The sequence below is a fragment of the Streptomyces sp. NBC_01439 genome, assembly GCF_036227605.1.
Taxonomy (GTDB): Bacteria; Actinomycetota; Actinomycetes; order Streptomycetales; family Streptomycetaceae; genus Streptomyces.
On record NZ_CP109487.1, the window covers coordinates 2704534 to 2716950 of the forward strand.

The window sequence follows — 12417 nt, forward strand, 5'->3', positions numbered from 1 at the left end:
CCAGCCCCGCCGGCGGGCCACCGGCAGACGCGCTGCGGGTCAGACCTCGGCCAGGACCGGGCCCGCCTCGTTCACGGCGAGTCGCAGGACGCGGGTCTGCTCCACCGGGTTCTCGGTGGCGAGCAGCGCGGACAGGACCGCGATGCGGGCCTGTCCGGCGCGCAGGGTTCCGGTCGGCACGGCTCCGGCGGCCACCAGGTCCACCGCCCCGCCGTGCGTGTAGATCTCGGTGACCGGTCCGGCCATGACGCGGGTGGTCAGCGCGACCAGGACCCCGCGGCCGACGGCGGCGCGGACGGCCTCCACGATCTCCGGAGTGGCATTGCCCGCGCCGGTCCCGACGAGGACGATGCCGCGCGCGCCTGCCTCGACGGCGGCGTTCAGCAGGACCGCGTCACCGTTGGCGTGGTGGACCACCACGTCCACGCGCGGCGGGAGCTCCGGCATCGCGGGCAACGGGAGCGGCGCCGGGCGCTGCGGGGTGCGCAGGATGGTGACCTTGCCGAAGCCGATCTTCCCGAAGAGCTCCTTCGAGGGGTCGGCGAACGCGTCCAGCTCCACGGCCTGGGTCTTCACCGTGCCGCGGGCGGCGTGCACCCGACCGGCGAAGGCGATCAGCACGCCGAGTCCGCGCGTGTTCGCGGCGGTGAGCAGGGCGTCGTAGAGGTTCCCCGGACCGTCCCCGTCGGCGGTGCCCATGGGGCGCTGCGAGCCGGTGAAGACCACGGAGCGCGGGTCGTGGTGGTGGAGGTCGAGGAAGAACGCCGACTCCTCCAGGGTGTCGGTGCCGTGCGTGACGACGATGCCGTCCACGCCGGGGTCGGCGAGCACCTCGTGCACGGTGCGGAGCAGGGTGAGCTGGTGCGCGGTGGTGAGTCGCGGGCTGTTCACGCTGAACAGGTCGACCAGTTCGACGGTGATGCCCTCGGGAAGCGGTGCGGTGGCGATCACCTCGTTCCCGTCGGCGTCCGCTGCGAAGCCGGAACCCTGCCAGCGGCTGGCTATCGTTCCGCCGGTGCTGATCACGACGATCCGTCCCATCGGCCGTGGCCGCCCTTCACTCGAGTCACTCGTGTCACTAGTACGTCACTCGTACATATGTACTCAAAGCAGCAATGATAGAGCGATCTACGCGCAATGTGATTGCGCATTCCCTCAGGCCTGTTCACAAACACTGGGTGATAATTGCGTCATGGATGCCATTGACCGAGATATCTTGCGCGAGCTCCAGGCCGATGGCCGCCTGACCAACCAAGAACTCGCCCAGCGCGTGGGACTGACCCCTTCCCCCTGCATGCGCCGGGTGCGCCAGCTGGAACAGGACGGGGTGATCCAGGGCTATCGGGCCGTGATCTCCCCCGACGCGGTGGACCGCGGCTTCGAGGTGCTCGTCTCGGTCGAGGTGCGGCGCGACCGGGAGGCGGTCGAGGCCTTCGAGGCGGCCCTCCAGGACATCCCGGACGTCATCGAGGCCTACCGCCTCTTCGGCAGTCCCGGCTGCCTGCTGCGGATCGCCGTCGCCGACCTGCGGGCCTACGAGCGCCTGTGGATCGAGAAGTTGACGGCCCTCACCGGTATCACCGAGGTCAACTCGCAGATCATCATGAAGCGCATCAAGGAACCGAACGGCCTGCCCGTCGGTCACTGACGTGGGCGCCCCCGCGAACCCATGAACCCGTGAGCCCATGAACCCGTGAGCCCATGAACCCGGGAACTCGCTCACTCGCGCACTCTGGCACTCACGCACGTACCCGGGCCCGGACGGCGGGCCCGGACCAACAGGAACAGGAAGCAGCACCCAATGAAACCCCTCGGCGCCGGTGATCCGATCCGGCTCGGTCCGTACCGCGTCCTCGGCGTCCTCGGTGAAGGCGGCATGGGCAAGGTGTACTTCGGCCGGGAGGACGGCGGCCGTACCGCGGCCGTCAAGGTGCTGCTGCCCGAGCTCGCGCACGACCCGCACCTCGTCCAGCGCTTCCTGCGCGAGGCGCACACCGCCCAGGCGGTCACCAGCGGCGGCGTCGCCCGCGTCCTGAACGCGCAGGTCGACGACCACGACGGCCGGCCCTGGATCGCCACCGAGTTCCTGACCGGACCCACCCTCGACGACGCGGTGCGCCAGTACGGGCCGTTCGGCGCCGACGGCGTACGCGCGCTCGCCGCCCCGCTCGCCGCCACCCTGCGGGACATCCACACGGCCGGGCTGGTCCACCGCGACCTGAAGCCGGCCAACATCGTGCTCACCTCGGCGGGACCGCGCGTCATCGACTTCGGCATCGCACGACCCGAGCACGGGCTGACGCTCACCACGACGGGCCAGGTGCCGGTCACCCCCGGGTACGGCGCCCCCGAGCAGGTGCTCGGCCAGCGCGTCGGCCCGGCCGCGGACATCTTCTCGCTGGGTGCGGTCCTGGCGTACGCGGCCACCGGACAGCGCACCTTCGACGGGACCCACGTGGCCGCCGTGCAGTACGAGGTGGTGCACGGGGAGCCGCAACTGGACTCCGTACCGCCCGAGTTGCGGCAGCTGATCGCCCCCTGCCTCGCCAAGGACCCCGCGCACCGCCCGACCCCCGAGCAGATCGCGGGTGCCTTCGCGCCGCCGCCGGGAGCGGACCGGATCTGGCGCACCGGAGCCCTGGCCGAGGACATCGAGCGCCGGGGAGCCGAGGCCGACCGGCAGGCCGCGGTCGTCGGGCAGGAATCCGGAGCCGGTACCGGGCCGTCCCGCAGGCGGCTGCTGCGCAGCGCGCTGGTGGCGGGCGGCGTCCTGGCCGCCTCCGGCGGTGCCACGGGCGCCTGGTGGCTGCTGCGCGAGGAACCGCGCGAGATCCCCCCGGCCGGACCGGCCAGGGACGCCGAGGCGCTGTCGATCCTCGTCGGGCGGCACGGGACGCCTCCGGGCGAGCTGTGGGGTCCGCTGCCCGTGGCGGCGGGACCGGTCGACGGCGTGGTCACCACCCCGCTGCCGGTACTCGACGTGGTCGTCTTCGCGGCCGCGGGCGGCGGCCTCGCGGCGCGTCTGACGACCGACGGCAAGGAGAAGTGGCGGCTGCCCGACGTCCGGCCGGCCGCCGGACTCGTCGCACTGCCCGGCAACCGGTTCGTGACCGCGGGCTCCGGCGGGGCGCTGCTCTGCTTCGAAGCCTCCACCAGCAGGCAGGAATGGTCGGTGGTGGGCGCCGACACCGGACGCATCCTGGCCGCGGACGCATCGGCGGTCTACCTGGTGACGCGGGGCGGGGAGCTGCGTGCCGTGGACACCGCCGGACGCAAGGTCCGCTGGACGGTGCCGCTGCCCGGGGCAGCGGTGAAGGCACCCGGGCCGCGGGCCGCGGTCGGCATGGACCGACTGGTGTTCTTCGGCGCCGACGGGGACGTCATCACCGTCGACACCGCTTCCGGAAGCACGGTCTGGCGGCTCGGCGGCCAGGCGAAGTCCGCCGTGCAGCCGCTCGTCGTGAACGACGTCGTCTACCTCGGCGGGCGCGACCTTTCGGCCCTGGACATCAGGACGGGCGACCGGATCTGGGAGGAGATCAAGGCCGTCGAGGCGCCGCAGCAGGGGGCCGGCGGTTGGGGCCCGGCCGTCGTCAAGGACGCCAGCGTGTTCGCGATGAACGGTACGGAGCTGACCGAGGCGAACATGAAGCTCGGCGGGCCGTTCCCGCGGGACCGCACCGCTCGGGGGCCGGTGCCGCACACTCCCCCCGTCGTGCAGGCCGGTACGGTCTGGGTCGTTCAGGGGGACGGGCAGGGCGTCTCGGCCCACTCCGTCGTCGCCGGCCGCCGGTTCTGGACCTGGTCGCCCGAATCGCGCGGCCCCTGGGGCATGTCCGGCGCGGGGAACCGCGTCTTCCTCGTCAACGACGGGAAGCTCACGGCCATGCCCACCATCGAGAAGTGAGGCGCGCTCCCCGCACGTTCCCCCGCACCTTCCCCCGCCCGTTCCCCCGCACGCGGTTCCCGCCCGGTTCAAGCGCCCCGGCAGGCACCGCTTAGGCTCGGGGCCGATCAACCGACTCGGGAGAGCGCCCATGGAACGCCTTCGCCACGACGACCCGTCGCACGTCGGGCCGTACGCGATCCTGGCCCGGCTCGACTCCGAGACCGCCGAACGCACCGTTCCCGAGCGCCGCTACCTCGGGCGCACCGCCGACGGGCAGCGCACCGTCCTCGTCTGCGTGCCCCGGGTCGGCGCCGACCCGTCCCGGTGGGCGATCGAGGCCGAAGGCGCCCGGCGGTCGTCCGTGCCCCGCTTCCTGCGCATCGAGGAGGTGGGCGGCACGGCCGGCTTCCCCTGGTACGCGTCCCCGTACACGCCCGTGCTGCCGCTGCCGGCCGTGCTCGCCGCGTACGGCGGGCCGCTGCCCGAGGACACCGTCCGTAGGCTCGGCGCCGCACTTGCGGAAGGACTGACCGCCGGACACGCCCAGGGGATGACCCACGCGGGGCTGTCACCGGCCGCCGTGCTGGTCACCGCGGCGGGACCGCTGCTGACCTGCTTCGGTGCCCTGCGGGCCGCGGCTCCCGACGGGACGCGGCGGACGGGGCTGCCCGGGCTCGATCCGGGCTGCCTGGCCCCGGAGCAGGCGTCGGGAGGCCGCCCGGGGCCGCTCGGGGACGTCTTCGCACTGGGCGCCGTCCTCGCCTACGCCTCGACCGGCCACACCGTGCCCGAGCAGAGCGAACTGCCGCCGGGGCTGCGGACGCTGGTCGGAACCTGCCTGTCCTCCGACCCGGCGGTCCGGCCGCAGTCCGCGCGGGAAGTGCTGGGCGAACTCGTGTCCCCCTGGGCGGGCTCCGCCGCGTCCGAGGACCCGTACGCGCAGGCCGGAACGGTCCTCGACCACGGAGCCGTACCGTTGCCGGGCCGGGTCGTTGCCGCGCTCGCCGCCCAGTCCGCCGCGCTGCTCGCGGCGGAACTCCCCTCCCCGCAAAAGCCGTTCGCCACGGCCCAGAAGGTGCACTGACCCGATGTCCGCCCCGCTCGTACCGCCCGCCCCGCTCGCACCGCTCGCACCGCTCGCACCGCTCACGCACGACGATCCGCAGCACCTCGGCGACTTCCGGCTGCTCGCCCGGCTCGGCAGCGGCGGCATGGGCACCGTCTACCTGGCCCGTTCGGCGGCCGGGCGGACGGTCGCACTGAAGACGGTCCACGCCCGGATCGCCGCCGACACCGCCTTCCGTACCCGGTTCCGGTTGGAGGCGGACGCGGCCCGGGTCATCGGCGACCGTTACGGGGCCCGGGTGTTCGCCGCGGACGCCCTGGCCGGCACGCCGTGGCTGGCCACCGAGTACGTCATCGGGCCGCCACTGGACGAAGCGGTGGGGCTGGCCGGCCCGCTGCCCGAGCCGTGCGTGCGCGCCCTGGGCGCGGACCTCGCCCGGGCGCTGGGCCAGCTGCACCGATCGGACGTGGTGCACCGCGACCTCAAGCCCTCCAACGTCATGGTCACGGCCGCCGGGCCCAAGGTCATCGACTTCGGCATCGCGCGCGCCCTCGGCGACGAACGGCTGACCCGCACCGGGGCCGCGGCCGGCACGCCCGCCTTCATGTCGCCCGAGCAGGCCGGCGGCCTCGAACACACCCCGGCCGGCGACGTGTTCGCGCTCGCCGGCGTCCTGGTGTTCGCGGCCGGTGGGCACGGCCCCTTCGGCAGTGGGCAGGCCGCGGACCTGCTCTACCGGGTGCGGTACGCGGAACCCGACCTGGGACGCGTTCCGGCGGCACTGGCTCCGCTGCTCGCCCGCTGCCTGTCCAAGGACCCTGCGCAGCGCCCCACGACGGCCGAGCTGGCGGACCTCCTCGCTCCCGGCGGCGGCCCGTTCGCGGACCGGCTGCCCCAGCCGGTGCTCGCGGACATCGCCCGGCGCGCCGCGGCCGTGTGGCAGGAGCCCCCGCCGCGACTGCCGGCCCCCCGCGGGGAGGCGGACCCTGTCGTCGCCGACGACGCCGGCATGTCGCGCCGCAGACTGTTCGCGGTCTCCGGGGCCGCGGCCGGCGCCCTCGCGCTCGCGGCGGGGGGCGGGCTGTGGGCCTGGCTCGACAGCCGCGCCGAAGACGGGAACGGAGCGGCGGACGCCGGACAGCCCGCCCTGGAGTCACCGCCGGACGAGCTGTGGAAGGTCGAACTGGCAGTCCCTGTGACGGGCGACGCCCCGCTGTCGGTGAACGGCATGCTCGTCGCAGCCACCGGAACCACGACCACCGGGATCTACCAACAGGACGGCAAGCGCCTGAGGGACGTCCAGGGGTTCTCGCGCGGCTGGCGCGTCGCCACCGACGGGAAGACCCTCTACGCGGTCAGGAAGCCGGACGCCGCGGACAAGGCCCTCGCGGTGCTATCCCTGGACCTGGAGAACGGCAAGGAGCAGGCGCCGCTCGTCCAACTGGGCGCGTACGACGGTACGAACGCGCTCAACCAGATCCTCGGGGTGGCCGGCGACACCGTGTTCCTGTGTGCCAAGGCGGCCGCCGGCGACCAGTGGTCCGTGCTGGCCGCGAGCCTGAAGACCGGCAAGGAACTGTGGCGACAGCCGACGCCGGCCCCCACCCAGCAGCAGGTGGAACTCGGGCGCCCCTCCCCCGTCCGCGTCAAGGCCGTACGCGGAGGGGTTCTGCTGTGGCATCGCGGCGAGACGGGCGACGCCTCCCGGTTGTCGCTGCACGACGCCGGTAGCGGCGCCGTGCGCTGGGCCGTGTCGCTGGACGGGCCGGGCGCCACGCCGGACCAGCTGGCCACGGATGACGACCGCGTGTACATCGGCGCCGAGAAGGTGCACGCGCTGCGGCTCACCGACGGCGAATCCGCCTGGGTCTTCGGCGCGAACCGGGACGCGGGCGAGGTCGGCGCCCGGCGCCGGTACGGCACACCGAGCGTCCGCGACGGGATCGTCTACGCCGTGGAGGGCACACGCGGCGTCGTCGCCATCAGCGCCGCCTTCGGCACGTTGCAGTGGATGGACATCCTGCCGGAGGGTGCGAACCCGAACCGCGACCTCGCCCCCGTGGTCACCCCGAGCCACATCTACACCATGGACGGGGCGGGTCTGCGAGCCGTCCGCATCCGCACCCAGGCCCCGGTCTGGCGCTACCCGACGAACGCCTACGCCCTGACGCCGGATCCGGACGGCAAGCGGCTCTACCTTCGCGAGGAGAAGAAACTGATCGCCCTCCCGCTCCCGTAGGGCCGCAGCGGGAACGCCCGTACGCCGGCGGCTCGGGGCCGTCGGCGTACGGGCGTTCCGTTCGGTGGATCATCAGCCCGCCACGCGGGCCTCCTGCTCCCGCGGCTGGGTGGGCAGCGCCGGGCCGGGGGTCGTCCGGCCGAGCTTCTCGCCCTCGACGTCCATGTTCGGCAGGAGTCGGTCGAGCCAGCGGGGCAGCCACCAGGCCGACCGGCCGAGCAGGGCGAACAGGGCGGGCACCAGGGCCATGCGGACGATGAAGGCGTCGAACAGGACGGCGATGGCGAGGCTGAAGCCGACCATCTTGACGAAGACGTTCACCTCCATGATGAAGCCGGAGAAGACGCTGATCATGATGATTGCGGCGGCGCCGACCACCCGGCCGCCGTAGCGGAACCCGGTGACCACCGCTTCGTCGGGCCGCGCCCCGTGCACGTAGGCCTCTCGCATCCGGGTCACGAGGAAGACCTCGTAGTCCATCGCGAGACCGAACACCACACCGATCATGAAGATCGGCAGCGTGCTCATGATCGGGCCGGGCTGGTCGATGCCGAAGAGGTCCGAGAGCCAGCCCCACTGGAAGACGGCCACGACCGCGCCGAGGGCCGCGCTCACGGAGAGCAGGAAACCGAGGGCCGCCTTGAGCGGGACGAGCAGTGAGCGGAAGACGAGCACCAGCAGCACGAAGGCGAGTCCGACGACCAGCCCCAAGTACGGCAGCATCGCGTCGTCGAGGGTTTGGGAGAAGTCGATGAACAGGGCGGTCTGGCCGGTCACCAGGACCTCGGCACCGTGGTCGGCCCCGAGGCCGCCCGCGATGCCCCGGATCCTCCCGACCAGTTCCTCGGTCTCGTGCTCGGCGGGGCCGGTCTTCGGGATGAGGGTGAGGACCGCGGTGTCGCCCTTGCCGTTGGGCGTGGCCGGGGTCACCGCTGCAACGCCCTCGACCTTCCCGAGTTCCTTGCCCACGACGGCGGCCGCGGTCACCGCGTCCGCGGCCTCGACGGTGACCATCAGCGGTCCGTTGAACCCGGCTCCGAAGGACTCGGACAGGAGGTCGTACGCCTTGCGCTGCGTGGTGTCCGCAGCCATGGTGCCCTCGCCGGGCAGGCCGAGCTGGAGCCCCGCGGCGGGCACGGCGACGGCGCCGAGGCCCACGACGCCGAGGAGCAGGACGGCCAGCGGGCGGCGGACGACGAAGGTCGCCCAGCGGGTACCCAGGTTCGGCTTCCGGCGCGCTGCCCGCTTGTCGGCCTTGCGCTGCTGGCGCTCCGTGAGCGGCTTGCCGTAGTGCATCTTGCGTTCCCTGCGGGGCATGACCTTGATCGGCGCGAAGCCGAGGAGGGCGGGCACCAGGGTGATCGCGATGAGCACGGAGACGGCGACCGTACCGGCGGCGGCGAGGCCCATTTTGGTGAGCATCGGTATGTTCACCACGCTGAGGCCCGCGAGGGCGACGATGACGGTGAGTCCGGCGAAGACGACGGCGGAGCCTGCCGTACCGACGGCCCGTCCCGCGGCGTCCTGGCGCTCCCGGCCCTCGGCCAGTTCGGAGCGGTATCGGGAGACGATGAACAGGGCGTAGTCGATGCCGACCGCGAGGCCGATCATCAGCGCGAGGGTGGACGTCGTGCTGGACAGTCCGAAGGTGCTGCCGAGGGCGGTGATGGCCGCGCCACCGATGGCGACGCCCACGATGGCCGTCAGCAGGGACATGCCCGCGGCGATCATCGAGCCGAAGGTGAGCACCAGGACGATGGCGGAGACGAGGATGCCGATGCCTTCGGCGCCGCCGCCGGGCGCTCCGTCCACTGTGATGGCGTCACCACCTGCCTCGACCACCAGTCCGGTGGACCGGGCGTCCGCGAGTGCCTTGTCGAGGCCGTCGTGCGCCTCGTCGGTCACCTTGAGGGCGGGGACCTTGTACGTGGCCACGGCATACGCCGTGGTGCCGTCCTGGCTGAGGGCCCCGGTCAGGAAGGGGTCGGAGGCCGACACGACGTCCGGCGCCGTGGTCAGCGCAGCGACGAGCCTTTCGACCTTGACCTTCTCGGTGGGATCGGAGAGCTTCGCGCCGGCGGGCGCCCGGACGACCACGCGGGCGGTGGCGCCGTCCACGCTCACGGCCGGGAACTTCTCCTTCAACAGGTCGAAGGCCTTCTGCGACTCCGTACCCGGCATCGAGAACGTGTCGGTGGGTGGAGGCGGTGCGGTGGAGGCGGCGACGCCGAACCCGACGAGGACGGCGAGCCAGAGCAGTGACACCAGGTCTCGTCGCCGGAAGGCGAGACGGCCCACTGTGTACAGGAAGGTGGCCATGGCGAAAGAACTCCCGTGTGGATCGGTACGGAACGAGCGGGCGCGGCGTGGGCAACGGTGGGCGCCTCGCCCTCGGCGTCACGGTCTGCGCCACCGAGGTTCATGACGCCAGAATGGCACACACATGGCGCCACTGTCGCGCCACATCTGAGCCATCGCATCAAGGTGGCCGAAAAGCGCCACCCGCCCCCGGCCGCGGTGCCGCCCCGGCGCGAGTGCGGGCAGTCGGCCGAACACGGCCCCCATCTCGGAAGGCAGCCCGCTGGACGAGCGAACGCGCGGCACTGGGCGGGCGCCGCTCACCCCGACGCCACCCTCGACACACATGGCGCCACAGTGGCACACAACAGTCGGACGGCGACTCGATGACGCCGGTTTCCATCTGGGCGATGTTGTCGACCCCGTCAAGTTCCACCGGCTCGCCGTCGACCCAGCACCGCACCGCGGGCCGCCGGCATGGCCGGTCGCGGAGGCGCATCACCGAGGGACTACGTCCAGGACACGACGCGATGCTGATGGACCGACAGGAAGCCCTGACGCGCGGGGTGGAGAGAACGCGGGCCGCGCTGGTGACGCTCATGCCATGATCGGGCGCGGCGGTCTCGCCGACTCCATCCCCACCAACGGATGACGGTCCGCTCCCCGACCGGGAGGCGGACCGTGAACGGCTCGAATTGGAGTGGTTCTATGAGCAGCAACCCGTTCGATGACGCGGACGGCCGGTTCTACGTGTTGGCGAACGAAGAGGAACAGCACTCGCTGTGGCCGTCGTTCGCTGAAGTTCCCGCCGGCTGGCGCATCATATTCGGCGAGGAAAGTCGCCAGCGCTGCCTGGAACACGTCGAGGAGCACTGGACCGACCTGCGCCCGAAGAGCCTGCGCGACGTGATGGCCGCGGACCCGGCTTCCGTGGGCATCGCATGAAGTGAGATCGGGGCACTTCGCGGAACGACCGAACGACCAACGACCGAAGGACCGATGACGAGGAACGGGGCTACCCGGCCATCAGCCGGGCAGCCCCGTTCACGTTCCGTGCGGTCCGCCCCTCGCCCTTTAACTCTTCGCCTCGCGGTTGAAGGCCGAGCGGGCCCACAGGTAGCCGAGGACGCTGAGGACGACGCCCCAGCCGAGCGCCAGCCACCCGCTGCTGCCGATCTCCGTACCCATGAGCAGGCCGCGGAGGGTGTCGGTCATCGGGGTGAAGGGCTGGTATTCGGCGAACCAACGCAGGCCGACTGGCATGGACTCCGGGGGGACGATGGCGCTGCCGAGGAAGGGCAGGAACGTCAGCGGCATGGGCGCGTTGCTCGCTGCCTCCACACTGCTGGCGCCCAGGCCCATCGCCGCGGACAGCCAACTGAGGCCGAAGGCGAGCAGGGTGAGGATGCCGAGGACTGCGAGCCATTCGACGACGGTGGCGTTGGGCCGGAAGCCCACCAGGAGCGCGACACCGATGACCAGGACCAGGCTGATCGCGGTCTGGATGACATTGCCCACGACATGCCCGGTCAGTACGGAGGAGCGCGAGATGTTCATGGTTCGGAAGCGGTTGATGATGCCTTCGGTCATGTCCGTGCAGACCGAGACGGCGGTCGAGACCCCGCCGGCGGTGGCGGCCATCAAGAGGATGCCGGGGGCGACGAAGTTGGTGTAGTCGCCGCGGTCGCCCGTACCGCCGCCCGGCAGCGCGATGCCGGCGCCGAGCGCGCCACCGAAGACGTACACGAACAGCAGGAGCATCAGGATCGGCATCGCGACGATCCACACCATCATCGAGGGGTAGCGCCGGGTGTGCTTCAGGTTGCGGCGCAGCATCGTCATCGAGTCGCGCATCGCGTACGTGGTGCTCATCGCCGATCCTCCTGCACCGTGTCGGCGGATTGGGGAACGGTGGTGGCGTGGTGGCGCGACCCGTCGCCGGTGAGGGCGAGGAAGACGTCGTCCAGGTCCGGCGTGTGCACGGTCAGTGCGTCCGCCTCGACTCCGGCACTCTCCAGCAGGTCGAGTACGGCGCGCAGTGCGGGGATGCTGCCGTCGCTCGGGATCTGCAGGGTGAGCTTCTCCTCGTCGCGGGCCGCTGGGCCGAGGGCGAGGCGGCGGGCGGCGGTGTCCAGGCCGAGCAGGTCGGAGAACCGGAGGCGGATGTGCCCGCCGGGAACACGGCGCTTGAGCTCGTCCGCAGTGCCCTCAGCGACGATCTTGCCCTTGTCGAGGACTGCGATCCGGTCCGCGAGCTGGTCGGCCTCCTCCAGGTACTGCGTGGTGAGGAAGATGGTCACGCCCTGGGCGGTGAGCTGTTGGATCAGGTGCCACATGGTGCGGCGGCTGCGCGGGTCAAGGCCGGTGGTCGGCTCGTCGAGGAAGATCAGGCTCGGGTTGCCGACGAGGGTCATCGCCAGGTCCAGCTTGCGGCGCATACCGCCGGAAAAGGTGGAGGCCATCTTGGCGGCCACGTCGGTGAGTTCGAACTGCCGGAGTAACTCGGCGGTGCGCCGCTTGCCCTCCGACCGGTCCAGGTGGTGCAGGTCCGCCATGAGGAGCATGTTCTCCTCGGCGGTCAGCAGTCCGTCCACCGCCGCGAACTGGCCGGTGACGCCGATCCGGGCGCGGACGTCGTCCGCGCTCCGCTCCAGCGAGTGCCCCGCCACCGTCGCCTCGCCACCGTCGGCGACGAGGAGCGTGGAGAGGATCTGGACCGTGGTGGTCTTCCCGGCGCCGTTCGGGCCGAGCAGTGCGAAGATCGTGCCCGCCCGCACCTGAAGGTCTATCCCGTCGAGCACGACCTTCTCGCCGTACGATTTGCGCAGGCCGACTGCGCTGATCCCCTGGGGCGGGGCCATCTGTTCGGTCGCGGCACTCATCGTGCCCCCTCCCATTCGTAGCTGTGACGGCGCAGCGCTCTGA

General features: G+C 72.0%; 9 protein-coding genes. 5 read left to right on the top strand and 4 right to left on the bottom strand.

From position 1 onward, the window contains the following. Positions 1–39: 39 nt before the first annotated feature. Complete coding sequence (locus tag OG207_RS11850; protein WP_329098412.1) at positions 40–1041, bottom strand: asparaginase; 1002 nt, start codon at positions 1039–1041, stop codon at positions 40–42. 151 nt (positions 1042–1192) lie between these two features. On the opposite strand from OG207_RS11850, the gene OG207_RS11855 reads away from it, so the two are divergent. The 4 genes from OG207_RS11855 to OG207_RS11870 all read left to right on the top strand — a co-directional run bounded on the left by OG207_RS11855 (position 1193) and on the right by OG207_RS11870 (position 7194). Next, the gene (locus tag OG207_RS11855; protein WP_329098413.1) at positions 1193–1648 is read left to right on the top strand and encodes an Lrp/AsnC family transcriptional regulator; all 456 of its coding nucleotides are present in this window, start codon (positions 1193–1195) and stop codon (positions 1646–1648) included. A gap of 153 nt (positions 1649–1801) precedes the next feature. Then, complete coding sequence (locus tag OG207_RS11860; protein WP_329098416.1) at positions 1802–3907, top strand: serine/threonine-protein kinase; 2106 nt, start codon at positions 1802–1804, stop codon at positions 3905–3907. A 130-nt stretch (positions 3908–4037) separates the two neighbouring features. Further along, complete coding sequence (locus OG207_RS11865; protein ID WP_329098418.1) at positions 4038–4973, top strand: serine/threonine protein kinase; 936 nt, start codon at positions 4038–4040, stop codon at positions 4971–4973. A 4-nt stretch (positions 4974–4977) separates the two neighbouring features. Then, a complete protein-coding gene (locus OG207_RS11870; RefSeq protein WP_329098419.1) occupies positions 4978–7194 on the top strand; it encodes a protein kinase domain-containing protein in 2217 nt (738 codons plus the stop codon). A 72-nt stretch (positions 7195–7266) separates the two neighbouring features. Here OG207_RS11870 and OG207_RS11875 read toward each other — a convergent pair whose 3' ends face one another. Further along, complete coding sequence (locus tag OG207_RS11875) at positions 7267–9513, bottom strand: MMPL family transporter (RefSeq protein ID WP_329098420.1); 2247 nt, start codon at positions 9511–9513, stop codon at positions 7267–7269. 687 nt (positions 9514–10200) lie between these two features. Between OG207_RS11875 and OG207_RS11880 the strand changes: the two genes are divergently transcribed. Continuing rightward, a complete protein-coding gene (locus OG207_RS11880) occupies positions 10201–10437 on the top strand; it encodes an MbtH family protein (protein ID WP_329098421.1) in 237 nt (78 codons plus the stop codon). Positions 10438–10566: 129 nt separating this feature from the next. Here the strand turns inward: OG207_RS11880 and OG207_RS11885 are convergent, their stop codons facing one another. Together OG207_RS11885 and OG207_RS11890 are read right to left on the bottom strand one after the other, a co-directional pair. Then, entirely contained in the window at positions 10567–11364 is a 798-nt protein-coding gene (locus tag OG207_RS11885; protein WP_329098423.1) for an ABC transporter permease, read from the bottom strand. Continuing rightward, positions 11361–12374, bottom strand: coding sequence for an ATP-binding cassette domain-containing protein (locus OG207_RS11890; RefSeq protein WP_329098426.1), 1014 nt, complete (start codon positions 12372–12374; stop codon positions 11361–11363). Before OG207_RS11890 ends, OG207_RS11885 begins: the two co-directional genes overlap by 4 nt. Positions 12375–12417 lie beyond the last annotated feature (43 nt).